This window comes from Cupriavidus sp. 05T313, from assembly GCF_056396665.1.
In genome coordinates this window covers 1-24,682 of record NZ_JBFTLX010000041.1, presented here as the reverse complement: position 1 = coordinate 24,682, position 24,682 = coordinate 1, and the positions used below count along the sequence as shown (strand labels likewise).

The following is a 24,682-nucleotide window of genomic DNA, read 5'->3' as shown; positions in this document are numbered from 1 at the left end:
CGCATCGTGCATTCCGCCGATTGAATGGCTCCGCCGAACAACCTCAATTCGTCAGCCTCACCTCACAATCACAGCCATACTTATCCACGGAGTTACCCAATGAGAGCATTGCTCTTCGCGTCGACCGCGGTCGCGCTTGCGACAGCAAGCCTTACGTGCGCGCAAGCCGCCCAGCAAGAGAACGCCACCTTCCCGGRCCGCAACCCCTGGCTGACCGACAGCGTCTATCCCATTTCGCACGACAATCCGGCCGCGACCGATTCCGTCCCGCATGCCGGCCCAACCAAGGGCCGCAGGCTGTCGACAGATGATGTGAAGTCCGTTCCAACCGTCTTTACCTCGAATCCCACAGTGAAGAAGATCGGCGACAAGACGATCATCTTCGCTGCCGGCGTCGAGGGCATCAGCAAGATCGACGCGACCGGTGAGGCCTATGACCTGGTCTCACTCCTGCCCTACCCTGGAATGGAGAAACTGGCCACGAATGCCAATCGCGAGAAGATCCGGGCGGCACTGGAGGAAGTCGATGCCGCTCGGCGCGCGAATGATGACGCCAAGCTGCTGGCACTGTCGGGGAAGATGGAGGAACTGGGCTTCAAGCGCCAGTCGCTGGCCAACGGCGCCTACAACATGATTGACAAGGATGGCGTTCACTATGCGGCCTTTGGTGGCCTGAAGATCCTCAAGTCCACCGACGACAATGATCCGAAGAAGCCACTGCGCGTCGTCAAATTCCGGGACTTCTCGGAGGCATTGCCTGAGGACATGCGCAAATCTGCCATCATCGGCATGGGCATGACCTATGCTGGCGATGTCGTTGCCGCGGCGCATGGCGCAGTGCTCCTGCTGGACCGCGACCTCAATCTCAAGAGCACGATGCTGCTGCCGGGCGAGGCGATCGAAAACAGCATCTGCATCGACGAGAATAGCGGCATCTATGTGGTCACCTCCAAGCGCATGCTGAAGATCGTCTGGACTGGCAACAAGCTGTCCTATGATGAAGCCGATGGTGGCTGGCAGTCCGACTACAACACCATGAGCAGGGCGCAGGCCGTCGCTGCCGGCGCTCTGACGACTTCTGGCGGATCCGGCACCACGCCGACGCTGATGGGCTTCGGCAACGACCCCGACAAGCTGGTTGTGATTGCCGACGGTGATGAAAAGGGAGCCAACCTCGTGGCCTTCTGGCGCGACCGGATTCCGCCCGGATTCAAGCAGAAGCCGGGCACCAAGTCCGCACGCATCGCTGATCAGATTCCACTGGAAATATCCAAGGCCACGGTCGAGCCGTCGCCGGAGGTGCTGGGCTATGGCGTCGCCCTGCTGAATAACTCCTACCCGAAGCCCGCGCCAGATATATGGGGCAACGCGATAACGCCCGGCCTGACCCGGCCCGCCCCGCGTGGGGTAGCCAAGTTCAACTGGAACACTCGGACGAAGTCATTCGAGAAGGCCTGGGTCAACAAGGAAATCGACAATACGGATGTGATGGTCCCTGTCATTTCCGCCAAGAGCAACATGATCTACCTCGCCAACAAGGAAAACGGCAACTACGAGTATGTAGGCCTTGACTGGGATACCGGCGCCATCAAGGCCCGCTGGCCGTTCCCGGACGACAGCCGCAAATGGAACGCCTGGGGCGGCATTACCGCATTGCTCGAGGATGGGGATCTGCTGATCGGCGGCATCTTCTCCACGAAGCGGGTGAACGTCGGAGACGGGAAGTAGCGGCAACGTGAGCGCGGCGCCAAAGACTCTGCATAGAGTCGTGCGCCGCTCCACACCAGTCGCTGCAAAGGAGAATCCCGAGAGAGGCCTTCATAGGCTCGCAGCGACTGTAGTGCTGACCTGCCTGCGCTCGGATGTCGCCTGCGGCCGATGCGCCGCAGCGTGACAGTACCTTCTGAAAGGTTAGAAACGGCATCTTAAGTCATCGGCGTACGCAACATGCCTCTGTGCGACGCCCGGCGTCAAGAACTCTGCTGCCGCCTCCGGACCGGAGGCGGCAGCACTCCCTTCTTCCTACCCCTCAAATACATGATGCAGCTTTGGCGCATCAATTCCCGCTATGTTCATCTCGATCACCTTGCGCCCGACACTGGCTGGCCGTACCTCCTCCGCGTCTACATAGAACTGGCTATACCAGTCMCGCATCTGGTAGATGGGCCCATCTCCCTCGCATAAAAGCGGATTGTCGGTGCGGATCTTGGAATCCCAGATCACCACATCCTCGTAAAAGGCATTGCGCGCCTGTTCCACATAGGCTTGCGCAATCGCCTCATTCTGCTCGTCGGAAAGGCCGGGAACCTTCTTTACCAATACGCCATAGCGCAGTTCGAAACTGTTCATGTCGATGGGCACATGGCAGTTGAGCAGAATCGAATGGATCGGCTGACCGTCCATCTGGCCACGCATTTCCGTAATGTGGTACGCCGGGCCGAAATAGGTGGATAGCGCGGTCAGGCAATCTCCGGCGGAGAGTCGGGCGCTGCGGCCGACCAGCACTTGCGTGGCCTTGTGGCCCTCGAACAGATTGGCGAAGTAGTCGATCGGCGCACCGTGCACGGTATCGAAGTGAGCCATATCGGAGATGTTGTCGACCAATTCCCGGCAATTCGTTTGAATCACCATCTTGTCGATTGCCCACGCGGACCATTGCTCCGAGTAGCATGCCTCGATGCGCGGGATCGCCACCTCGGGTGGAGGTGCGTTGCCCTGGGGATCGTGCCAGATGAAGAGCAGATTGTTCTGCTCGCATGTATCCCAGCTGCCGATGCGCGCCTTCGGCGGCACTCGCTTGCAGTAAGGGATCGACTTGCAAGCGCCATCGCCACCCCACTGCCAACCATGGAAGGGGCACACCAACTGGTCGCCTTGCACGGTACCGGTACTAAGGTCCGCGCCCATATGCGGACAATAGCTATCAATGATGCGAATGGTGCCGGCGGAATCGGCAAAGGCGGCAAGGCGGCGGCCGAAGATGTTCAGTGTGTGCGGCTTCCCGTCGCGGTAATCCGCGGCCGGCCCGAGGCAATGCCAGCCGCGCGCATACCGCGATTCCAGCGGCCGGGATTCAATTTTGTAGCCAGTTGCAGGCATGTCCCCTCCTTTTGATTTAGCACGTTCCACAGTACATAGCCCAGGGCCGTGCCTCATCGTCTCTTCAGACTAGACAGCGAAAGACGCACGCGGTGGGCGTAGCCGATCAAAGCGGGCCCGGAGATGGCACACATAAATGCTTCGGTAGTCCGGGAAGACGATGCCAGGCAGTTGTATCATCGCGATCATCGGATAATCGGCGGCTCCTCCTCTATCGCCCCAACGTGGACGACATCGATGAGCCAGGCCAGGAATCAACCCAGTAAATTCATCGCACGCCCAGACAGACCGCGGGACGCTGCGACAAAAAAGGATTAGGAAATACCATGAAACGCCGAGCGCTTATCTCGGGATTACTGGCAACCGGAGTTGCCGGCGCGGCTGGACTGCTGAGCGCGAAATACCTCAGGGGTTCTTCCAAGACAGGCCAGTTCAAGGAGCCCGTGATCGGCGATGGGGTGACAGGTCCCAAAGGCATGGTCTGGGTCCCTGGGGGGACATTCTTGATGGGCAGTTCATCCAAGCGGGCCCTTCCCAGCGAAGGACCGGCCCACCGCGTGCAAGTCAGCGGGTTCTGGATGGACAGTTTCGATGTGACAAACGCCGATTTCAGACGCTTCACCGAAGCCACTCGGTACGTCACGACAGCTGAGCAGAAACCAAAGTGGGAAGACATACGCCCGCAACTGCCGCCCGGCACGCCAGAGCCCGATCCCGGGACGCTTGTCCCCGGCAGCATGGTATTTGTCGGCACGAGCGAACCCGTCGACCTGGGCGATTGGTCGCGCTGGTGGAGGTATGTGCCTGGGGCGAATTGGCAGCATCCGCTCGGCCCCCATAGCAATCTGGCCGATAGGGAGAATCATCCTGTGGTGCAGGTGTCGTACGTTGACGCGCTGAACTACGCCCGTTGGGCTGGAAAGCGCCTGCCGACCGAAGTGCAGTGGGAATTCGCCGCGCGCGGCGGCCTCGAACAAGCGGACTACGCCTGGGGAGACGAACTCACTCCCAACGGCAAGAAGATGGCCAATACGTGGGACGACCGGGCGCGTCAATTTCCGGTCGTCAGCCGCAACGAAAAGATCCAGGTCGGCACATTGCCGGTTGGCAATTTCGCGCCGAACGGCTATGGCATCTACGATATGGCCGGCAATGTCTGGCAATGGACGGCTGACTGGTATCGCTCCGACGCGTTCGCCATCGCGGCCCGCAAAGGACAGGCCTCCGACCCCCAAGGCCCCGTCGACTCATATGACCCCGACGATGCAGGGGCACCCGTCGACGCCCCCAAGCGAGTCATACGGGGCGGCTCTTTTTTGTGCAGCGAGACTTATTGCACCAGCTACCGGGTCAGCGCAAGGAGAGGGTCGGACCCGTTCAGCGCCATGTCGCATCTGGGCTTCCGCACGATCATGACCCAACAGGACTGGCTTGCCAGGAAATCAAGTACCGACTGACAGCGCGTCGGTCCGGGCATGGCGTCGAGAAGCCGGGCGAAATCTGCCCGGCATCGGTGGGCAGAAGTCCCGCAAGTCTCAATCCGCCTGCCCGGCCGCCAGTATCGTGGTCAGCCTGGGATCGGCCGGTGGCCCGTAAACGCAGGAAACGCCGGCGGGATCATAGATTTTTGCAACGCAAGCATTACAGCTGTCGCATGCCGAACGTGTCACYGCGCCGGTTCGCCAGTGATCGGCCAGGGCCGGATCATGGATCAGCGCGCGCGCCAGGGCAACGCAGTCGAAGCCCTCGCCCAACAGTTGCCGCGCATTGTCCAGCGACTTCACGCCGCCGATATAGGCCAGCGGCATCCGCACCGCCTGGCGGATCACCCGGGAAGCGTCAAGGAAATACAGTTCACGGAACTTCAACTCGCGCGGGGTACGCTTCTCCAGAATCGAGATACCGAGCCTGGCCAGCGCGTGCGGCGCCGTGGCTTTCATCTGGGCCGTCGGCATCGCACTGCCAAACAACACCCACGGGCTTTCGACATTACGTCCGCCACTCAGCGTCAGCAGGTCGGCCCCCTCCCTTTCCAGGATGCGCGCCGTGATGGCGGAATCCGCCGCTACGTTGCCGCCGGGCACACCGTCAACCACACTCAGTTTGCAGCACACCGCCAGCTCCGCCCCGACGGCGTCCTTGACGTGGCGCAGCACCATCGCCGGGAAGCGCGTGCGGTTTTCCACTTCACCGCCAAAACGGTCGCGCCGCCGGTTGCTGAGCGGAGACAGGAACTGATTGAGCAGGTAGCCGTGCCCCATATGGATCTCGACCGCGTCAAAGCCTGCCTCCCGCGCGAGGCGCGCGGCATCGGCGAATTGCATGGCAACCCGGAACATGTCGCTCTCGCGCATGGCGCGCTGGAAATACACGCCATACATCATGCCGAAAGCATTCAGGCCAGCCGATGCGGTCAGCGGCGCGCGGCTCCCGCCATGCCGCATCATCGTAAACGAGCCGGCATGCGTAATCTGCAGGCAAGCCGCGGCGCCCTCACGATGCACCGCGTCGGTCAGCACCCGCAGATRCGGTATGGCCTCGCGGGTCAGGACGAGCTGATGCGAGAAGGTCAGCCCCTCCTGTGCGACGGCAGCATACGCGACCACCGTCATGCCGATACCGCCGGCTGCGATATCCCGGTGATGCTTGACCAGCGCCTGTGTCGGCAATCCTTGCGGTGTCATGCCCTCGTTCGCACCGGCCTTGATCAGGCGGTTGCGCAACGCAAGGGGGCCGATCCGGATCGTTGAGAACGGCGATCCATCAGTGGGGGCCTGTTGCCACATCTTATTCTCCTTCCTGCGCGATTCTATGTCGCGCCTGGCACGCCACGCCCTGCCTCATGCAGCAGGGCCGCCGGCTACTATCGTTTGATGACTGCCCCACGGCCCGGCCCGGCCATCCGCGGGACGCTATGTCGAATCGCGAGGAATGCACTCACGATGTCCAGATCGAGATGTCAATTGTAAGCGTCCGCCCCCTTCGAATTGCAGCAGATTCTTCAAATGATGACGGGCCGGCCGCGCGAAGGCCCGGCGGTTCAGGCCGCGTCGGACTTGAGCGGGCGCCCTTCGCTACCGGCCATCCTGCCCACGCGTGCCTCCGCGCCGCGGGCTTTGTTGCCGGCCGCCCGGCGTTCCTCCTCTTCCACGCCCAGCCAGCTCGCCAGCGCCGGCAACAGGAAGACGGCGCCGAACAGGTTGACCATAAACATGAAGGCCAGCAGGATGCCCATGTCCGCCTGGAACTTGAGCGCCGCGAAGGCCCACGTACCCACCCCGATGCACATCGTCATGGCGGTGAACAAGGCGGCGTTGCCACGCTGGCGCATGGCCTCGGCGAACGCCTGCGGCAGGTTCTGCCCTTCATGGCGCAACTGGTGCTGCATGCGCTCATAGAGATAGATGCCGTAGTCCACGCCAACCCCTACGCCCAGCGTGATCACCGGCAGCGTCGAGACCTTCAGGCCAATCCCCAGCCGCGCCATCAGCGCGCTGCAAAGGACGGACACCAGCGTCAGCGGCACGATGATGCACAGCACGGCCCGCCAGGAACGGAAGGTCAGCAGGCACAGCAGCGTGATGGCGCCGAAGATCGCCAGCAGCATGGTTACCTCGGCTTCGTCCACCGCTTCGTTGGTGGCTGCCATCACGCCGATATTGCCGCCGGCGAGGCGGAACGCCACGTTCGGCGTCTTGTCTGCGGCGATAAGGTGCTGGATCTCCTTGACGATATGGGCAATGGTGGCGCCTTCGTGATTGGCTGTGTAGATCAGCACCTGGATGGCCTGGCAGTTCGCGGTGTTCATGCCGTTCTCCGGATCGAAGGCTTTGGCGCCCTGGGTCAGGCCATCGCTATTGCGCGGCAGCGCCTCCCAGCGTGGATTGCCTTCGTTGAAGGCGCCGATCATCACCTTGGCGAGCGACGGCACGCTCACCACCGATTGCACGCCCGCCACACCGCGCAGGTTCATCTCGAAGCGCTCCACCGCGCCCATCACCGGATAGTGCAGGCAGGCGTCGTCAAAGCCTTTGGGTTCCACCACCACCGTGAGCACGTCCACGCCGATGTTGTACTGGCCGACGATCTGCGCGTTATCGCGGTTATAGCGCGAGTCGGCGCGCAGTTCCGGAGCACCGTTGCCGATATCGCCGACCCTTAGTCCCCGTGACTGCACCGCACCGAACGCCAACAGCGCCAGCGACACGCCGAACACCACCAGTGCCGGCCCCGGGCGGGCAAAGTGGCCGAACCGGTTCCAGAAGGTGCCATGCCGCCCGGCACGCGCCCTGGCGGCCGCCACCACGCGCGGCTCCAGGCGCGTGTATGACAGCAGCAGCGGCAGGAACACCTTGTTGGTGACGATCATCAGCAATACGCCGAGGCATGCGGTAATGCCCAGCTCACGCACGATCTCGATCTCGATGCGCATGATGACCATGAAACCCAGTGCGTTGGTCAGCAAGGCTACCGTGCCGGGGATGAACAGCTTGCAGAAGGCCGCGCGCGCGCTCTCGACCGGGTCATTGTCCTGCACCACTTCCTGTTTCCAGGCATTGGTCATCTGCACCGCGTGCGAGACGCCGATGGAAAAGATCAGGAACGGCACCAGGATGGACATTGGGTCGATGCCGTAGCCCAGCAGCGGCAGCAGGCCTAGCAGCCACCCCACCGGCAGCAGCGCCACCACCAGCGCCAGCAGGGTAATGCGCAGCGAACGCGTGTAGAAGAACAGCATCAGCGCCGTCACCGCAAAGGCCAGCGCGAAGAACACCATCACCCCGGCAATGCCGTCTTCCACATCGCCGACAAGCTTGGCAAAGCCGATAATGCTCACTTCCACATCCGTGCCGCCCAGGCCGGTGCGGATTTGCTCCAACTGGCGTGCCACCTTGCCGTAGTCGAGCGCCTTGCCCGTAGCGGGATCCACATCGCTCAGATCGGCGCGGATCAGCGCGGACTTCAGGTCATTGCTTACCAGCCGGCCGATCTGGCCTGAGCGCGCCGCGTTGCGGCGTACCTGGTCGAGCTGCTCCGGGGTACCAGAGTATCGGCCGGGTACCACCACATCCCCCCGGAATCCCACCTCGGTCACCTCGGTGTAGCGCACATTCGGCGTAAACAGCGAGAACACATGTGAACGGCGCACGCCTGGAATGAAGAACACATCGTCGGTAGCACGACGCAGCTTGTCCATGAAGGCCGGGTTGTAGATATCGCCTTCGCCCTTCCAGCGCAGGCTGATCAGCACGGTATTGGCCCCGGAGAACGTGCCGGCGTACTTGGTGAACACCTGCATATAGGGATGCTGCAGCGGGATCATCTTGTTGAAGCCCGGATCGAGCCGCAGGCGCGTGGCGGACAAGCCCATCGCCACGGTCATCGCCAGGCACAGCACCAGCAACAGGCGGCGGCGCCGGATCAACAGGTCCGCGCAATGCGCGACGAAGCGGCTCAGGCGGGTGGTGGTGGCCCGGGGGCCGGAGATTTCGGGGCGGGTCATGGCGTTCTCGCTTCTATGCAATGCGGTGTGGCGCTGAGAGTTGCGGCAGGAGGAAGATCAGGGCGCGGCATGCGGGGCCAGGGTGAAGCGGGCAATCCCCGCGTTGCCGGCCAGCGTCAGGGCATTCCCCCCCGCGGCCGGGATGAGCGCCGCCAGGGTCTGCGCGCTACCGCCCGCCACCGGCTTGAAATGGCGCCCGCCGTCCGCCGAGACAGCCAGCATGCCGCCCTGGCCGGCCACGGCGATGCGGCCGTCCGCCAGTTGCGCGCCACCGAAGAACGAGGTCTTGAGCCCCACCTCGGCGGCCTCCCAGCTCGCGCCGAAGTCGGCGCTGCGCAGCACGTTGCCGCGCATGCCATAGACCAGCCAGGCGCCGTCGCGCAGCGGCAGCACGCCGTAGAGCGAGCCCTCGTAGGGCATCTTGACCGCTTCCCAGGTGCCGCCGCCATCGGCGGAGCGCAGCACCAGGCCGCTCTCGCCCACCAGCATCAGGCGGCCCTGATGATCACCGGCAATGCCGTTCAAGTGCTTGTCCTGCATCAGCGGCGTGGCTGCTGACTGCCAGTGCCCGCCCTGGTCGTGCGACACCAGGAAGCGCCCGAAGCTGCCGACGGCGAACCACGGACCCGCCGCCTGGCCCCAGACGCCCAGCAGGGGGTCCGACTGCGCCGTATCGAAGGCCACCTGCTGCCAATGCTCACCGCCGTCGGCGGTGCGCAGGATCCAGCCGCTGTGTCCCACCGCCACGCCGACCCTATCGTCCTTGCCACCGGCAAAGACAAGCTGCGTGAGCGCGGCGCCGTGCTCCGGCGTCACGCTGGCGAGCCGCCAGTGTGCGCCTTCGTCGTCGCTGAGCAAGATCGTGCCGCGCTCGCCGACCGCCACCATGCGGTCGCCGGACCGGGCGATGCCATTGAGCTGCAGCCGATCCGCCCGCAGCGCGGTGGCTGCGAAGGCAGGCAGGGGCCGCGGCGAGAAGGACCATGCCGCGGCAGCCAATACCGTCAGCGATACGCCGATGCCAATCACTTTTTTCATTGTCGTCTCCTCCGCGCCGGGGGCATGGCCCGCCTTGGGCTGGCCGTTCGCACTGCCACCGGCAATGACCGCTACAGCACGTCGAACAACGCGGCGGCGCCCATGCCGCCGCCGACGCACATTGTCACCACCGCATGCGCGGCGCCGCGCCGGCGTGCTTCGAGCAAGGCGTGCGCGGTCATGCGCGCGCCCGACATGCCGAAGGGATGGCCGATCGCGATGGCGCCGCCATTGACGTTCAGCCGCGCGTCCGGAATGCCGAGCATGTCCCGGCAGTACAGCACCTGGCAGGCAAAGGCTTCGTTCAGTTCCCACAAGCCAACGTCCTTGACCGTCAGGCCGTGGCGCGCCAGCAGCCTGGGCACGGCGAACACCGGGCCGATGCCCATCTCGTCCGCCGCGCAGCCGGCCACGGCCATGCCGCGATAGCGGCCCAGCGGGCGCAAGCCGCGGCGCTCGGCCTGCTCGCGGCTCATCAGCAGCACGGCGGCGGCACCGTCCGACAGTTGCGAGGCATTGCCGGCGGTGATGTGGAGCCCTTGCGGCACCGCGCGCCCGCCGCTCCATACCGGCTTGAGCGCGGCCAGGCTGTCGGCGCTAGTATCTGGCCGGTTGCACTCGTCCTGCGCGAGGCGCACGGTCTCGTGCCCGATGAGCGCGCCCGCCTTGTCGTACAGCGCGCGGCGCGTCTCCAGCGTCACGATCTCGTCGTCGAACAGGCCCTGGCGCTGCGCCTCGGCGGTGCGCTGCTGGCTGCGCAGCGCATACTCGTCCTGCGCCGCCCGGGCTATGCCATAGCGTTGCGCCACCACTTCAGCGGTCTCGATCATTGCCATATACGCGTCCGGCTGCCGGGCCAGCACCGCCTCGGATTGCGCGCGGTAGGCGTTCTTGTGCTTGTTCTGCGTCAGCGAGATCGACTCGGCGCCACCGGCCACCACGATGTCGGCCTCGCCGCAGATGATGCTTTTCGCGGCCGTGGCGATGGTCATCAGCCCCGACGAACACATGCGGTCCATGGTCATGCCCGGCACGCTATCGGGCAGGCCCGCCGCCACCGCGCACAGCCGGCCCAGGTTGTAGCCCTGCGTGCCCTGTTGCGCGGCGGCGCCGATCAGTACATCGTCGACCTCGGCCGGGTCGATCCCCGCCCGCTCCACCACGGCGCGCACCACGTGCCCGCCCAGCGCCGGCGCCTCGGTATCGTTGAAGGCGCCGCGGAATGCCTTGCCGATGGGCGTACGCGCCACGGCGACAATGACTGCTTCTCTCATGCTGCTTTCCTTGGAAGTATCAAAAGTAATAGCGGCTGATGGTGTCGGCCACGCAAGCGGGCTTATCCTCGCCCTCGATTTCCACGCTGATGCGCACCACCGACTGCACGCCGCCGGGCAGCGCCTCGGCGCGCACCAGTTCGCCCACGCCACGCAGGCGCGAGCCAACCCGCACCGGGGCCGGGAAGCGCACCTTGTCGCAGCCGTAGTTGACGCCCCAGCGCAGGTTTTCGACCGTCAGGATCTCCGGCAGGAACTGGTTGACCAGCGACAGGGTGAGATAACCGTGCGCAATGCAAGCGCCAAAGGGACCTTGCGCCGCGCGCTCGGGATCCACGTGCAGCCATTGGTGGTCGCCCGTGGCCTCGGCAAAGCCGTCGATGCGCGCCTGCGTGATGACGGTCCAGGCGCTGTGGCCCAGTTGCTCGCCCACGGCGCTCATCAGCGCCTCGGCGGAATTGAATACTCGTGTCATGCCTCTCCTTGCCTCGCTGCTTCCCTCGCTTCTTCCCTGTTCCGGGGTTCCTGCTCCGCGCGGGCCATTAGCCGCTACGCCCGCTGACTGCTGACAGGCAACACTTCGCCCGTCATATACGACGCATAGTCGCTAGCCAGGAACACCATCACATTCGCCACCTCCCACACCTCGGCCGCCCGCCCGAACGCCTCGCGCGAGGCCAGCTCCCGCAGCAGTTCCGCCGGCGCCGACTTCCGCAGGAAATCGTGCAGTGCGATACTCGGCGCCACCGCATTGATGCGCACGCCGAACTCCGCAGCCTCTACCGCGCTGCAGCGTGTCAGCGCCATCACACCGGCCTTGGCGGCGGCGTAATGGGCCTGCTCCTTCTGCGCCCGCCAGCCCAGCACCGAGGCATTGTTGACGATGGCCCCGCGCCGGCGCGCCTGCATATGCGGCAGCATGGCCCGCGTCATCCGGAAGGTGCCGGTAAGCGTAATGTCGAGCACCCGCGACCATTCGGCATCGTCCATCTCGACTATGCGGCGCGAGCCGCCCAGCCCGGCGTTGTTGATCAGCACATCGGTGCCGCCCAGGGCCTCCTCGGCCGCCGCCACCAGGGACCGCACCTGGGCCTGGTCGGAGACGTCGCAAAGCTGGCCATGGATCGCCTGCAGGCCGGTTTCGGCGCGCAGGGTTGCCACAGCCTCGCTGAGCCGCTTCTCGTGGATGTCGGAGATCATCAGCGCGCGGCACCCCTCCTCCGCGCAGCGGCGGGCGGCGGCAAAGCCGATGCCCGCGCCGGCGGCGGCGGTGATCAGCACGCTCTTGCCGGCCAGCAGCTGGTGGCCGGCCACATAGGCCGGCGGGGGGAGCGGGGTGCCGGCCGCGGCCGGTTGCTTGTCTGCCATTTCAGTCATGACTGTCCTCTGGCCTCGCGGGGCATGCCCAGCCCGCGCTCGGCGATGATGTTGAGCTGGATTTCGTTGGTACCGGCGTAAATGGTGTCGGCGCGCGAGAACAGCGCCATCTGCTGCAGGCGCGTGCGGCGCGCGTCCGCTTCGTCGATCCGGTTGGCGTCCGGGCCGAGCACGTCGAGCRCGAGCTGGCCCAGGTCGCGGTGCCAGTTCGACCAGTAGTACTTGTAGATCAGGGTTTCGCGCTGCAGCGCCGCGCTGGCATCGCCGGCACCGCCCTCGGCGCCTTCCAGCATGCGCAGCGCGTTGTAGCGCATCACCCGCAGGCCGGCCCAGGCGCGCGCCATGCGCTGGCGCAGCGCCGCGTCCTGCCAGGCGCCGTTGGCGCGCGCGGCCTCGGCGACCCAGCCAAGCTCGTGGGTGAACTGCATCTGCTGGCCCAGGGTGGAGATGCCGCGCTCGAAGCCCAGCAGCGCCATGGCGATGCGCCAGCCGTCGCCCGGCGCGCCCACCACATCGCCGGCGGCGGCGCGCGCGCCATCGAAGAACACCTCGTTGAACTCCACGCCGCCACCCATCTGGCGGATCGGGCGGATTTCCACGCCCGGCTGCGCCAGCGGCATCAGCAGGAAGACCAGGCCCTTGTTCCCGCGCGACGCCGGATCGCAACGCGCCAGCACGAAGATCCAGTCCGACTCGTGGGCCAGCGAGGTCCACACCTTCTGCCCGCTCACGCGCCAGTCCCCGGTGGCGGGATCGCGCTCGGCGCGGGTGCGCACATTGGCGAGATCCGAGCCGGCGCCCGGCTCCGAGTAGCCCTGGCACCAAAACTCGGTGCCGTTGCGAATGCCCGGCAGGAAGCGGGCCTTCTGCGCCTCGCTGCCGAAGGCGATCAGCGTGGGACCGATCAGCCCTTCGCCGATATGGCCCATGCGGCCGGGGCCGCCGGCACGCGCGTACTCCTCCTGGAAGATTACCTGCGACATCACCGGCAACCCGCGCCCGCCGTGCGCCTGCGGCCAGCCCACGCAGGTCCAGCCGCCGTCGGCCAGGCGGCGCTCCCAGGCCTTGCGCAGCCCGGGATGCGCTTCTTCGTCGCCCGGGCCGCCGCGATGCTTCAGGCAGGCGAATTCGCCGCTCAGGCTGGCGGACATCCAGGCCGCCACCTCCGCGCGCAGTTGCGCTTCCCCGGCGGAGGCATTTTGGTTTTCCATCGAATCCATGCTTGTCCTTGCGCTGCTGATATGGCTCATGCGGCCAACAGGCCGTCGGCGATCCGGGCGAGCGCGGCGGCGGYGCCCCCCAGCCAGCCGCCGGCGGCCTGCGCGCGCTTGAAATAGAGCTGGGGGTCGTACTCCCAGGTAAAGCCCACGCCGCCGTGCAACTGGATGGCCTCCTGGGCGCAGAAGCCGAAGGCATCGCCGGCGGCAAGGCGCGCTGCGGCAACATCGAGCCTGGCTGTGTCCATCGCGCCGCCTGCCGCGCCCGCCTGCCAGGCCCGCGCGGCGCCGTGCACCGCGGAGCGCGCGGCTTCCACCGCCACCATCATCTGCGCGCAGCGGTGCTTGACGGCCTGGAAGGCGGCGATCGGCCGGCCGAACTGGATGCGCTCGGCGGCGTAGGCCACGGTGAGGTCGAGGCATTGCTGGGCGCCGCCGAGCTGCTCGGCGGCGAGCATCAGGCTGCCGTGCCACATGGCGGCGCCCATGCCCGCCGCCACCCCGGCGCCTTGCGCCAGGCAGGCTTTCGCCTCCACGCGCAGCCCGTCGAAGACGAGGTCGGCCAGCGGGCGGGTACGGTCCAGCACCGCCAGCCGGCGCAGCCCGAAGCCTGGCTGGCCCGCCAGCGCCGCCGTTTGCAGCAGGAACAGCGCCGGCTGCCCTGCCGCGCCGCCGGAAAGGCGCGCGGGCACCAGCAGCCAGTCCGCGCCGGCGGCGTCGAACACCTGCGCCACCTGCCCGTCCAGCACGAAGCCATCCCCGGCCGCGGCGGCAGTGACGGTCAGCGCATCGGCATCGAGCGCGCCGTCCGCGCCGGGCGCCATCCAGGCAGGCAAGACCAGCGCGGCACGCGCCTCGCCCTGCGCCAGCCGCGCCAGCCACGGCGCGGCGGCCTCGGGCGCGAGGCTGCCCGCCAGCGCCGGCGCCGCCAGGCAGATGGCCGACCAGTACGGCACGCAGGCCAGCCGCTGGCCCATCTGCTCCATCAGCAGCGCCAGCTCGACGGCGCCCAGCCCGGCGCCRCCCGCCGTTTCCGGCAAGGCAATGCCGCACCAGCCCAGTTCGCCGGCCATTTCCCGCCACAGGGCGGTGTCATGGCCGTCCTGCGCCGTGCCAGCAACCGCATCCACCACCCGCCGGACCGCCGCCGAATCGCTGCGCACGGCCAGGAAATCGCGCGCGGTGTCGCGGATCATTTGTTGTTCCAGGGAGAGCGTGAAGCGCATCGTCCGTCCCCGCCTCAGGCGCCGTAGACGCATTGCGCCGGCTCGGCGCGGGCGAGCAGCGCGTCGATCGCGCCGCCCAGCTCGGCCACTTGCCAGCGCGCGCCCCTGTCGGTGCTCGCGCCGGTGCGCCAGCCGTCCGCCACCGCCACCATGCCGCCCGCCGCCTCGAACACGCGGCCGGTGACATGGCGCGAAGCCGCGCTGCCAAGCCAGACCACCAGCGGCGCGATATTGGCCGGATCGTAGTAGTCGAAGCCTGCCGCCGGCGCTTTCATCATCTCCGCAAATACGCCTTCGGTCATGCCGGTGCGGGCCGCCGGCGCGAGCGCATTGGCGGTGATGCCGTAGCGCGCCAGTTCCGCCGCCTGCACCAGCGTCAGCGCGGCAATACCGGCCTTGGCGGCGGCGTAGTTGGACTGGCCCACCGAGCCTTGCAGCCCCGCGCCGGAGCTGGTGTTGACGATGCGCGCATCGACCGGCCGCCCGGCCTTGGCCGCGTCGCGCCAGCGCCGGGCCAGCAGGTTGGCCAGGCAGAAGTGGCCGCGCAGGTGCACGCGCATCACATCGTCCCAGTCGGCTTCGCTCAGGCTGACGAACATGCGGTCGCGGCAGATGCCGGCGTTGTTGACCAGCACGTGCACCTCGCCGAACGCCGCCAGCGCGGCATCGACGATGCCCTGGGCCGTGGCCAGTTGCGTGATGTCGTCATCGCTGGCGAGCGCCCGCCCGCCTTGCGCGCGGATCTCCGCGCATACCGCCTCGGCCGCCTCGCGGCGAATATCGTTGACCACCACGCTGGCGCCTTCCGCTGCGAAGGCCAGCGCATAGGCGCGCCCCAGGCCGCCGCCGGCGCCGGTGATGATGACGGTCCGTCCGTCGCAGATTCCCATGTCGCTACTCCCCTTGTCCGTTGCTTGCGCCAGTGCCCCGGGAACCCGGCTCACAGGCGCTCGATGATGGTGACGTTGGCCAGGCCGCCGCCCTCGCACATGGTCTGCAGGCCGTAGCGGCCGCCCGTGCGCTCCAGCTCGTGCAACAGCGTGGTCATCAGCCGCGCGCCGGTGGCGCCGAGCGGATGCCCCAACGCGATGGCGCCGCCGTTCGGGTTGGTGCGCTCGGCCGGGTAGCCGGTCTCGGCCAGCCAGGCCATCGCCACCGAAGCGAACGCCTCGTTGATCTCCACCACGTCGATGTCTTCCCAGCGCAGGCCGCTGCGCACCAGCGCGCGTTTCGTGGCGGGAATGGGCGCGGTCAGCATCCACAGCGGGTCGTCACCCATCACGCTCATATGGGCGATACGCGCGCGCGGCGTGAGCCCGTAGCGCTTGAGCGCGTCTTCGGAGACCACCAGCAATGCCGCCGCCGCGTCCGCGGTCTGGCTGGAAACGGCGGCGGTCAGTGCACTGCCGGGCATCAGTGGTTCGAGCGATGCCATCTTGGCGAGCGTGGTATCGGGCCGCGGCGTTTCGTCATGGACTACGCCTGCGCAAGGCACGATCTCGCGCTGGAAGCGGCCGCCCTCGATGGCCATGGCCGCGCGCTGGTGGCTTTGCAGCGCGTAGGCTTCCATTGCCTCGCGCGACAGATTCCAGTGCCCGGCGATGCGCTGCGCGGCGTCGAACTGCGACACCGGCCGGTCGCCGAAGCGCGCCTGCCAGCCCTTGCTGCCGGAGAACGGATCGGAGAAGCCAAGCGCCTGCCCGGCCAGCATGGCCGACGAGATCGGGATCTGCGTCATGGTCTGCACGCCGCCGGCGACGACCACGTCCTGGTTGCCGCTCATCACCGCTTGCGCGGCGAAGTGCACGGCCTGCTGCGACGAGCCGCACTGGCGATCCACGGTCACGCCGGGCACGGTGAGCGGCAGCCCGGCGGCCAGCCAGGCGCTGCGGGCGATATTGCCGGCCAGCGGCCCGATGGTGTCGACGCAGCCAAACACCACGTCGTCATACTCCGCGGCCGGGATGGCATTGCGGCCCACCAGCTCGGCCAGCACGAAGCCGCCAAGGTCGGCGCCGTGCATGTGTGCCAGGCCGCCCTTGCGGCGTCCGGTCGGGGTGCGCAGCGCGTCGACGATATATGCGTCTCTCATGGTCATTCCGCCTGTCAAAGTGTTGATGCCAAGTTGGCTGTGGTGGCAAAGGTGGCGCCGGCGCCGATCGGCACGGCCCCCCCGAGGATGTGCGCGTCCACGCGCGCCTGGTGGAAGGCCCGGTCGCCCCAGCTGTCGGCCAGGGCCCACGCGCGCTTCATGAAGATCTGCAGGTCCAGCTCCCACGTGTAGCCCATGGCGCCGTGCACCTGCATGGTGTGGCGTGCCGCGAGCAGCGCGGCGCGCGTGGCGGCCAGCAGCGCGTGCGACACATGCAGCCCGGCGGTGCCATGGCCTTGCGCCAGCGTGCAGGCCGCGCGGTACACCACCGGCTTGGCGAATTCGTGCTGGATGGCGACATCCGCCAGCAGGTGCTTGAGCGCCTGGTTGGCGCCGATGGCCTTGCCGAACTGCTTGCGCTGGATGCTGTAGTCGATGGCGATATCCAGCATGCGCTGCGTCAGGCCGAGCATCTGCGCGGCGACGCCGAGCGCCCCGCGGTTGAGCGCGGCTTCCCACACGGGCTTCGCGGCCGTCGCGGGCAGCAGCAGGCTGCCGTCGTCCGGCGCCCATCTGAGCGCGAAGAGCCGGCGTGAGGGATCAAGGCTCGCGTGCGCGGCGAGCGTGGCCTGCGCCGGCGGCACCAGGTGCAGCGCGCCGCCGTGCTCGCAGAGGATGGCGTCGGCGACATGGGCGTCGGCCACCATGGCTTGTCCCGGATGCGCCACCGCCACGCGCACGCTGCCGTCCGCGATGCGGCCCAGCCAGCTTTCGCAGCGTTCGCGGGTGCTTGTGTCCTGCGTGGCGGCGTGGCAGTCCGACAGCATGCCGGCCGCCACCAGCGCGGTGTCCAGCAGCGGTTCGGCAAGGGCAAAGTAGCCACACTCCTGCGCCAGCGGCGCCCACTCGGTTTCGGACAGGCCCAGGCCGCCGCAAGCCTCCGGCACCAGCACGGCCGTCAGGCCCTGCCCGGCCAGCCGCTGCCAAAGCGCGTCGGAGCGGCCGCTTGCGCTGCTCCATTGTTCCCGCGCCAGTTCCGGCGTCATTTCGATCATCAGGAAGCGCCTGATCGAATCGACGAACTGTTGCTGCTCTTCGTTAAATGCGAATTCCATGGTGGTTCACGGTTGAGTCGAGGACGAAGCCGGACTGTCAGCCGCCGCGCGCTCAGGCGCGCGGCATTCCCAGCATGCGTTCGGCGATGATGTTGCGCTGGATCTCATTGGTGCCCGCGTAGATCGGCCCGGCCTGCGCGAACAGGAAGCCGTCGAGCCAGGCACCGAGCGTGCCTTGCGTCGCGTCTTGCGCGGGCACCAGCTCGCCCCGCTGGCCGAGGATCGCCAGCGCGGTTTCGTGCATGCGGATATCCAACTCGGACCAGAACACCTTGTTGGTGCTGGACTCCGCGCCGATCTGTCCGCCCTTGACCAGCCTGCTCGCGGTGGCGTAGGTGGATAGCGCATAGGCCTCGGCATCCATCCAGGCGCGCGTGACCGCTTCGCGCAGCGAGGGATCGCGGTCGGCCTGCTCCCGATGCTCGAGATAGAGGTGCACCAGCGCCCGTGCTGTCTCCTGGAAGCGCGCCGGAGAGCGCAGCATCAGGCCGCGCTCGAAACCGGCTGTAGCCATCGCCACTTGCCAGCCCGCGCCCTCCGCCGCCAGGCGGTTCTCCGCCGGCACCCGCACATCGTCGAAAAATATCTCGGCAAAGCCTGTCAGGCCGTTCAGCTGGCGGATGGGCCGCACCGTGATGCCCGGCGTATCCAGCGGCATCAGCAGGAAGGTCAGGCCGTGGTGGCGCGACGAGCCGGGATCGGTGCGGAACAGGCCGAACAGCCAGTCGGCCCAGACCGCGCGGGTCGACCAGRTYTTCTGSCCGTTGAGCACGTACTCGTCGCCCTGCCGGATGGCGGTGCAGCGGATCGCGGCCATGTCGGAGCCCGCGTTCGGCTCCGACCAGCCCTGCGCCCATACGTGCTCGCCGGCGGCCATGCGCGGCAGGAAACGCGCCTTCTGCTCCGGCGTGCCGAACTCCATCAAGGTCGGCCCGAGCAGGAAGATGCCGTTCTGGTTGACGCGCATCGGCGCGCCGGCCCGCCAGTACTCTTCCTCGAAAATCAGCCATTCGATCAGGTCGCAGCCGCGTCCGCCCAGCTCTTTCGGCCAGGTGACCATGCTCCAGCGCCCCTCGTACAGGGTGCGCTCCCAGGCGCGATGCTGCGCAAAGCCTTCGGCGGTGTCGAAGCTGGCCAGCGGCGCGCGCGGCACGCGCTCGGCCAGCCAGGCGCGGATCTCGGCCCGGAAGGCCTGCTGGCGTTCGGTGTATTCAAGATGCATCTGGCCACCTCACGCGTTGACGGTGGGAGCCTGCGCCGCGAAGCGCGCCTCGCGCCCTTCCACGAAGGCGGTGCGCGCCTCGTCGGAATCCGCGCTCATATAGGCTTGCAGCGTGAAGCCCTGCTCCCAGCGGTACTTGTCCTCGAGATTRCCGTCCTCCACGCCGTTGAGCGCCTCCTTGGCCAGGCGCACCATGGCCGGGCTTTTTTGCGCGATACGCCGCGCTATCTCCAGTGCGGTATCGCGCAGTGCCGTGCGCGGCACCACCCGCTCCACCGCGCCCAGGCGGTAGGCCTCGGCGGCGTCGATCATGTCGCCGGTGAAATACATCGCCCGCACCTTCTGCACGCCAAACATGCGCTGCAGGTGGGCACCGCCACCCATGGCGCCACGGTCGATCTCCGGCACGCCGAAGCGCGCGCACTCGGCGGCGATCAGGATGTCGGCCGCGCCGCAGATGCCGATGCCGCCGCCGAGCACGAAGCCGTGCACCGCCGCGATAACAGGCTTTGGATTGCGGTGGACCGCGCGGAAGGTGGCGTAGTTGCCGGCGTTGACCGCCACGATGCGCTGCGGGTGCGCCGCCAGTTCCTTGATGTCGACCCCGGCGCAAAAGCCGCGCCCCTCGCCGCGCAGCACGATCACGCGCACGGCGTCATCCCTGCCGAGCCGCTCGATGGCCGCCGCCAGTGCATGCCAGCCCGCGCTGTCCAGCGCGTTGACCGGGGGATGGGCGATCGCCAGTTCCGCCACGCCGTCCCGCACCTCGATGTGGAAGGGCTCGGTACCGTCCTGTGCTACAGGCTCGCTTGATCTCGTCGTTGTCATGAACGTCTGCCTTCAATGGATGGCTTGGATGGGGTTGCTGCGTTCCGGCCTGGCGCTGGCTGGCCCCGCCAGGGCGGCCAGGCGCGCCTGGGCCTGCGCGGCGATGCGGGCAACGATCTGCTCACAGGATTCAATGGCACCGATGGCCGCCGCGGCCTGTCCGCTCGGCAGCACGCCTTCGTCGGGATGGCCCTCTACCATGGCGCGCTGGATCAGCACGGGCGCGTTGGCCGCCATCAGCGTCTGCGCCGCGGTGTAGTCGTGCTGGCGCAGCGCGCGCCAGCCAACCGCCAGCATCTGCGCGAGCCCCATGCCGCTGTGCCGGCGCCACTGGCGGGCGGTGGCCAGCGCCATCAGCGTGCGGCGCAGCGGCCCGGCCTGCTCCAGCGCCAGCAGCAGGCGGTTGTCGATCATCCGCTGCGGCAAGCCGTCGATGGCAAGCGAGACGCGGATCTGCGCCGCATCCCGGACCGCCACGTAGCGCGCCAGCGTTTGCGCCGGCACCGGCGACTCGCTAGACATCAGGAAGCGCGTGCCCATGGCGATGCCCGCCGCGCCGTAGGCCAGCGCCGCCGCCAGCCCGCGGCCGTCGAAGAAGCCGCCCGCGGCCACCACCGGCACCGCCACCTTGTCCAGCACTTGCGGCAGCAGCAGCGTGGTGGGCGTGCCGCCCGTATGCCCGCCGCCCTCGCCGCCCTGCACGGTCACCACGTTAGCGCCCAGTTCCACGGCCTTGGCGGCGTGCTTGGCTGCGCCCACGGTGGGCATGCACACCACGCCCGCGGCCTTGAGCCGGCCGATCATCGCGGCGTCCGGCCCGCGCCCGTAGCTGACCGCGCGCAGCCGGTGGCGGATGGCCATCTCGACTACCTCGTCCGCGTTGGGCTGGAACATATGGAAGTTGATGCCGAAGGGCTGGCCCGTGAGCGCCTTCACCCGCAGGATCTCTTGCTCGACTTCGCCCGGCTCGATGGTGGCGCCTGCCAGGAAGCCGAAGGCCCCGGCATTGCTGGTGGCGGCCACCAGGCGGGCATCGGCCACCCAGCCCATCGCGGTCTGCACGATCGGGTAGCGGCAACCCAGCAAGTCGCACAGCACGGTATGCAGGGGCGCGCCGCTCATGCCGATTTCTCCTCGCCGGTGCGTTGCGATGCCGCCATGGTGCGTGCGTCGAAGCCGCCCAGCTTGTCGCCGCTGACCAGCTCGTTGTGGGCGTGGGCGAAGTGGTGCCAGGCAAAGGCGGCATCCATGGCGGCGCGCTTGCCCTGCAGTTCTTCCACGTGATTGATGGCTTGCTTGGTGAGGCTCAAGCCCAGCCGTGGCATCTGCGCGATCTTGGCCGCCATGCCCTGCGCGGTGGCCTCCAGCGCCTCGCGCTGCACCACGCGGTTGACCATGCCCATCTGGCAGGCGCGCTGGGCATCCATGCGCTCGCCCATGAAGAGGAATTCCTTGGCGATGCGCGGGTTGAGCTCGTAGGCGTGCGCGAAATACTCGACGCCCGGAATGCCCATGCGCACCACCGGATCGGCGAAGAAGGCATCGTCCGACGCGACGATCAGGTCGCACACCCAGGCCAGCATCAGGCCGCCGGCAATGCAGGCACCGTGCACCATGGCGATGGTCGGCTTGGGCAGGTCGCGCCAGCGCCGGCACATGCCGAGGTAGACCTCCTGCTCGCGGGTGTAAAGCATCTCGCCGCCGGGCTTGCCCACATGGTCGGGCCAAAGCGAGACGCGCTCGAACGACTCGCCAATGTCGCGCCCCGGCGTGCCGATATCGTGCCCGGCCGAGAAGTGCTTGCCGGCGCCGCGCAGGATCACGACCTTGACCGCGTCGTCCGCGGCCGCGCGCCGGAACGCCTCGTCCAGCGCGTAGGTCATCTTGGAATTCTGCGCGTTGTGGTACTGCGGCCGGTTCATGGTGACGGTGGCCACGCCGTCGGCCGCTGCGTAGAGCACCTCGGCGTTGGGGCCCAGCCCGAGGGATTCGGTGGCTTGCGATGACATGGTGTTCCTCACGCCGTGCGGACGGCCGGGTTGTCGCGCACGATGGTGGCGCGCAGGTTGTGCGGATCGAGCCTGACGATGACGGCCAGCTCCTCCGCAGTGGGCGCGGCCGTTTCCGGCAGTATTTCTCCGGATGCGTTGGCCAGTGCGAAGCCTGTAGCTGCCCGCACCTGCTCCAGGCTGACGCCGGGATGCAGCGAACGCACGCGGATGGCGTGATCGGGACCGGTGAAATCCATCACGCACAGGTCGGTCACGATGACCCGCAGGTCGACAAAGCTGCGCATGCCTTCGATCCGGCGCGCCGGGTTATAGCCCACGCTGCACACCATATCGACCTCGCCGGCGACAAAGGCGCGCGGGCTATGCGCCGGCACAAAGAAGGAGTTGGCGTGGTGGATGCTGTTGCCGGGAAAGCCGCGTGCGCCGAGCAGCTGCTTCTTTGGCTGCGCATGGGTGCCGCCGAGCATGGAGATATTGGCCTGGCCGAAGCGGTCGATCTGGGTGGGCATCACCAGCGCATGCCGGCGCCCGCCCCACAGGCAGTCGAACACGCGCGCATAGCCCATCCAGCCGCTGGCGCGCACCTTGAAGCCCGCCTCGCGGCGCCCCAGCGGCACCGGCTCTTCCACCAGGTAGGCTTCGCCGTCGGTCAGCATCAGGCCGGGGTTGTGCAGCAACCGCGCCAGCCCGGCCGCGATGCGCGGGCCGGTGCCGATGCCGGTGGCCATGACCTCGCCGTCGTCGCGCCAGGCGCGGGCGGCGGCGGCGATCATCAGTTCGGCGAGAGTGAATTGTTGAGTGGCGCTCACGATGGCTCCTTCTCCTTGYGACGGGTTCAAAGGACCGGCAACGGCAGGTCCAGCACRTGGCCCATGCCACCGATCTTGTCCAGGTAGCCGGCTTCGGTGTCGCCGATCACGTCCTTGCGGTAGGTGGCGAAGCCCGCCGCTTGCTCGGCGCTGGCGCAGTAGGCCTTCAACTGCGGCAGGTCAAAGCCATAGGCAGGCCCGCAGGAAGTGGGATGCGCGCCGCCCGGCGCGTGCACCACGCCACTGACGAGCGCGCGCTCGAAGGGGTTGTTGCGCGCCCGCGCCAGGTCTTCGTCCTCCAGGCGGCCGTGCAGGACCTCGCAGCTCACATAGCACTGGCCTGCCGCCCGCGCGAACCATTCATCGAAGAAGGGATCCGGGCCGTCGATGCGGGTATTGCCCAGCACATCGCTCTCGTTGACGTGCAGCAGCGCGGCGTCCAGCGGGATGGCCGGCATCGCCAGCAGGACTTCGCCATCGGCGTAGGGCGAGCGGACGGTCTTGAGCTGGGGGTTGTGGGCCAGCACGTCGGTCCCGAGCCCGGCGCGCRTCGGCAGGAACGGCAGGCGCGCGGCGGCGGCGCGCAGGCCGAGCTGCAACATGCCTTCGTCGAGCTCCCAGACGTCGATTTCCCCGCGCTCGCGTGCCCCGCGAAAATGCGGCTCCAGCGGGATCACGTCGAGCGAAACGAAGCCGAACACCACTTTGCGCACCTTGCCCGCTGCGCACAGCATGCCGACTTCCGGGCCGCCGTAGGCCACCACGGTGAGATCCTTCAGCGGCGAGCGCAGGATTTCCCGCACCAGCGCCATCGGCTTGCGGCGGGGGCCCCAGCCGCCGATGCCGATGGTCATGCCATCGGCGAGGCGGGCGACCACGTCGCCCGCGGTCATGGTCTTGTCCAATGTCTTGAGCATAGTTCTAGCGATATCCGATGCTGAAATCGTGGCCCCACAGGCTGACCCGGGTGGCCTCGTAGGCGGCGTGCTGGCTCCAGTCGACCACCAGCCCGCCGTAGCCGTACTCGAGGTCGAAGCCGCCGGGCGTCTTCATGTAGAAGGAAACAACGCGATCGTTGCAGTGCTGGCCCAGCGTGGCCGAGAGCGCCACGCCCTGCTGCTGCGCGCGGTCGAGCGCGCGGCCCACCTCCGTCATGTCCTGCACCTCGGCCATCACATGGATGCAGCCGCTGGGCGCGCTCGCCTCGAAGATGGCCAGGCTGTGGTGCCGCCCGTTGCCGCAATGCAGGAAGTGGATGCGCTTCTCCGGCTCGGCCGGATCCGTGGTGAAGCGCGCGCGGAAGATATCCGACAGGCCGAAGCCCATCACATCGCGCAGGAATGCATAGGTTTCGTCGAAGGCGGGCGCCGGCAGCACGGAATGCCCCGCGCCCAGCGGATCGGTGACGAAGCGCGACACGCCGATGGGCGAGACAAAGCGCAGGAAGTCCGAACGCATGCCCCAGAAGATCTCGTGCCGGTTGCCGGAAGGATCGGTGAACCAGGCCATGGCCTGGGTGCGCCGCTGGATGCGCTCGGTCTCGCTGGCATGCGTGACTTCCACGTTTGCCGCGCGCAACGTGGCGAGCGCGTGGCTGAAGGCCGCCTCGCCGGCCAGCTCCCAGCCCGATGCCAGGTAGCGGTCCTGCTTGCCGGGTACGATCAGGTAGCGGTAGTCGCGCTCGTCCATCTTGAGGTAGAGCGCGCCATGGGGGGCGTTGGTGCACGCCATGCCGAGCACTTGCTCGCCGTAGTGGCGCCAGCGTTCGGTGTCGGTGGACTCGACCACGATATAGCCGAGCGCTCGGATGTCCATCATGCTGCCTCCTCGCTGTTCTTGGATTTCATTGGCTGCCGTGGTGGGTGCGGCA

Annotated in this window: 21 protein-coding genes; 2 read left to right on the top strand and 19 right to left on the bottom strand. The window is 67.4% G+C overall.

From position 1 onward, the window contains the following. Positions 1–99 precede the first annotated feature (99 nt). The gene (locus AC1DKD_RS12275; protein WP_477143321.1) at positions 100–1,728 is read left to right on the top strand and encodes a hypothetical protein; all 1,629 of its coding nucleotides are present in this window, start codon (positions 100–102) and stop codon (positions 1,726–1,728) included. A gap of 294 nt (positions 1,729–2,022) precedes the next feature. Here the strand turns inward: AC1DKD_RS12275 and AC1DKD_RS12270 are convergent, their stop codons facing one another. After that, the gene (locus tag AC1DKD_RS12270; RefSeq protein WP_441629508.1) at positions 2,023–3,099 is read right to left on the bottom strand and encodes a 3-ketosteroid-9-alpha-monooxygenase, oxygenase component; all 1,077 of its coding nucleotides are present in this window, start codon (positions 3,097–3,099) and stop codon (positions 2,023–2,025) included. Between the two features lie 326 nt (positions 3,100–3,425). Between AC1DKD_RS12270 and AC1DKD_RS12265 the strand changes: the two genes are divergently transcribed. Beyond that, complete coding sequence (locus AC1DKD_RS12265) at positions 3,426–4,556, top strand: formylglycine-generating enzyme family protein (protein ID WP_441629509.1); 1,131 nt, start codon at positions 3,426–3,428, stop codon at positions 4,554–4,556. 78 nt (positions 4,557–4,634) lie between these two features. Here AC1DKD_RS12265 and AC1DKD_RS12260 read toward each other — a convergent pair whose 3' ends face one another. The 18 genes from AC1DKD_RS12260 to AC1DKD_RS12175 form a co-directional block, all read right to left on the bottom strand. Then, positions 4,635–5,885, bottom strand: coding sequence for an NADH:flavin oxidoreductase (locus AC1DKD_RS12260; RefSeq protein ID WP_477143320.1), 1,251 nt, complete (start codon positions 5,883–5,885; stop codon positions 4,635–4,637). Positions 5,886–6,139: 254 nt separating this feature from the next. After that, positions 6,140–8,602 carry an efflux RND transporter permease subunit gene (locus AC1DKD_RS12255; RefSeq protein WP_477102747.1) on the bottom strand — a complete coding sequence of 821 codons (2,463 nt, stop codon included), beginning with the start codon at positions 8,600–8,602 and terminating at the stop codon, positions 6,140–6,142. A 57-nt stretch (positions 8,603–8,659) separates the two neighbouring features. Next, on the bottom strand, positions 8,660–9,640 hold the full coding sequence (locus AC1DKD_RS12250; RefSeq protein WP_441629512.1) for a WD40/YVTN/BNR-like repeat-containing protein: 981 nt from the start codon (positions 9,638–9,640) through the stop codon (positions 8,660–8,662). A gap of 71 nt (positions 9,641–9,711) precedes the next feature. Next, a complete protein-coding gene (locus AC1DKD_RS12245) occupies positions 9,712–10,914 on the bottom strand; it encodes an acetyl-CoA C-acyltransferase (protein WP_477111402.1) in 1,203 nt (400 codons plus the stop codon). A gap of 19 nt (positions 10,915–10,933) precedes the next feature. Next, positions 10,934–11,389 (bottom strand): MaoC family dehydratase, encoded by a 456-nt coding sequence (locus tag AC1DKD_RS12240; protein WP_441629514.1) that lies wholly within the window; start codon positions 11,387–11,389, stop codon positions 10,934–10,936. A 74-nt stretch (positions 11,390–11,463) separates the two neighbouring features. Further along, positions 11,464–12,282: an SDR family oxidoreductase gene (locus AC1DKD_RS12235; RefSeq protein WP_441629517.1), complete on the bottom strand. Its 819-nt coding sequence runs from the start codon at positions 12,280–12,282 to the stop codon at positions 11,464–11,466. Positions 12,283–12,287: 5 nt separating this feature from the next. Further along, positions 12,288–13,502, bottom strand: a complete 1,215-nt coding sequence (locus AC1DKD_RS12230; RefSeq protein WP_477143319.1) for an acyl-CoA dehydrogenase family protein — start codon at positions 13,500–13,502, stop codon at positions 12,288–12,290. A 35-nt stretch (positions 13,503–13,537) separates the two neighbouring features. Further along, a complete protein-coding gene (locus tag AC1DKD_RS12225) occupies positions 13,538–14,704 on the bottom strand; it encodes an acyl-CoA dehydrogenase family protein (protein ID WP_477143318.1) in 1,167 nt (388 codons plus the stop codon). A gap of 44 nt (positions 14,705–14,748) precedes the next feature. Continuing rightward, positions 14,749–15,624 (bottom strand): SDR family oxidoreductase, encoded by an 876-nt coding sequence (locus tag AC1DKD_RS12220; protein ID WP_441637046.1) that lies wholly within the window; start codon positions 15,622–15,624, stop codon positions 14,749–14,751. A gap of 50 nt (positions 15,625–15,674) precedes the next feature. Then, positions 15,675–16,826: an acetyl-CoA C-acetyltransferase gene (locus AC1DKD_RS12215; RefSeq protein WP_441637048.1), complete on the bottom strand. Its 1,152-nt coding sequence runs from the start codon at positions 16,824–16,826 to the stop codon at positions 15,675–15,677. A 14-nt stretch (positions 16,827–16,840) separates the two neighbouring features. Then, on the bottom strand, positions 16,841–17,941 hold the full coding sequence (locus AC1DKD_RS12210; RefSeq protein WP_441637050.1) for an acyl-CoA dehydrogenase family protein: 1,101 nt from the start codon (positions 17,939–17,941) through the stop codon (positions 16,841–16,843). A 52-nt stretch (positions 17,942–17,993) separates the two neighbouring features. Next, the gene (locus AC1DKD_RS12205; protein ID WP_477143317.1) at positions 17,994–19,163 is read right to left on the bottom strand and encodes an acyl-CoA dehydrogenase family protein; all 1,170 of its coding nucleotides are present in this window, start codon (positions 19,161–19,163) and stop codon (positions 17,994–17,996) included. A 9-nt stretch (positions 19,164–19,172) separates the two neighbouring features. Next, positions 19,173–19,991, bottom strand: coding sequence for an enoyl-CoA hydratase family protein (locus tag AC1DKD_RS12200; protein ID WP_477111404.1), 819 nt, complete (start codon positions 19,989–19,991; stop codon positions 19,173–19,175). Between the two features lie 12 nt (positions 19,992–20,003). Beyond that, on the bottom strand, positions 20,004–21,113 hold the full coding sequence (locus AC1DKD_RS12195; protein WP_441637056.1) for a nitronate monooxygenase: 1,110 nt from the start codon (positions 21,111–21,113) through the stop codon (positions 20,004–20,006). After that, on the bottom strand, positions 21,110–22,000 hold the full coding sequence (locus tag AC1DKD_RS12190) for an enoyl-CoA hydratase (RefSeq protein WP_441637058.1): 891 nt from the start codon (positions 21,998–22,000) through the stop codon (positions 21,110–21,112). Before AC1DKD_RS12190 ends, AC1DKD_RS12195 begins: the two co-directional genes overlap by 4 nt. Before the next feature lie 8 nt (positions 22,001–22,008). Continuing rightward, entirely contained in the window at positions 22,009–22,812 is an 804-nt protein-coding gene (locus AC1DKD_RS12185) for a CoA-transferase subunit beta (RefSeq protein WP_441637060.1), read from the bottom strand. Between the two features lie 26 nt (positions 22,813–22,838). Beyond that, positions 22,839–23,729 (bottom strand): CoA transferase subunit A, encoded by an 891-nt coding sequence (locus AC1DKD_RS12180; protein ID WP_477143316.1) that lies wholly within the window; start codon positions 23,727–23,729, stop codon positions 22,839–22,841. Between the two features lie 4 nt (positions 23,730–23,733). Continuing rightward, positions 23,734–24,630 (bottom strand): VOC family protein, encoded by an 897-nt coding sequence (locus AC1DKD_RS12175; RefSeq protein WP_441637064.1) that lies wholly within the window; start codon positions 24,628–24,630, stop codon positions 23,734–23,736. Positions 24,631–24,682 lie beyond the last annotated feature (52 nt).

Excerpts from the sequence above, each read along its gene's own strand:
- AC1DKD_RS12235 (WP_441629517.1), bottom strand. The coding sequence starts at position 12,282 with ATGGCAGACAAGCAACCGGCCGCGGCCGGCACCCCGCTCCCCCCGCCG.
- AC1DKD_RS12175 (WP_441637064.1), bottom strand. The coding sequence starts at position 24,630 with ATGATGGACATCCGAGCGCTCGGCTATATCGTGGTCGAGTCCACCGAC.
- AC1DKD_RS12210 (WP_441637050.1), bottom strand. The coding sequence starts at position 17,941 with ATGGAATTCGCATTTAACGAAGAGCAGCAACAGTTCGTCGATTCGATC.
- AC1DKD_RS12195 (WP_441637056.1), bottom strand. The coding sequence starts at position 21,113 with ATGAGCGGCGCGCCCCTGCATACCGTGCTGTGCGACTTGCTGGGTTGC.
- AC1DKD_RS12250 (WP_441629512.1), bottom strand. The coding sequence starts at position 9,640 with ATGAAAAAAGTGATTGGCATCGGCGTATCGCTGACGGTATTGGCTGCC.
- AC1DKD_RS12215 (WP_441637048.1), bottom strand. The coding sequence starts at position 16,826 with ATGAGAGACGCATATATCGTCGACGCGCTGCGCACCCCGACCGGACGC.
- AC1DKD_RS12245 (WP_477111402.1), bottom strand. The coding sequence starts at position 10,914 with ATGAGAGAAGCAGTCATTGTCGCCGTGGCGCGTACGCCCATCGGCAAG.
- AC1DKD_RS12265 (WP_441629509.1), top strand. The coding sequence starts at position 3,426 with ATGAAACGCCGAGCGCTTATCTCGGGATTACTGGCAACCGGAGTTGCC.
- AC1DKD_RS12240 (WP_441629514.1), bottom strand. The coding sequence starts at position 11,389 with ATGACACGAGTATTCAATTCCGCCGAGGCGCTGATGAGCGCCGTGGGC.
- AC1DKD_RS12255 (WP_477102747.1), bottom strand. The coding sequence starts at position 8,602 with ATGACCCGCCCCGAAATCTCCGGCCCCCGGGCCACCACCACCCGCCTG.
- AC1DKD_RS12190 (WP_441637058.1), bottom strand. The coding sequence starts at position 22,000 with ATGTCATCGCAAGCCACCGAATCCCTCGGGCTGGGCCCCAACGCCGAG.
- AC1DKD_RS12220 (WP_441637046.1), bottom strand. The coding sequence starts at position 15,624 with ATGGGAATCTGCGACGGACGGACCGTCATCATCACCGGCGCCGGCGGC.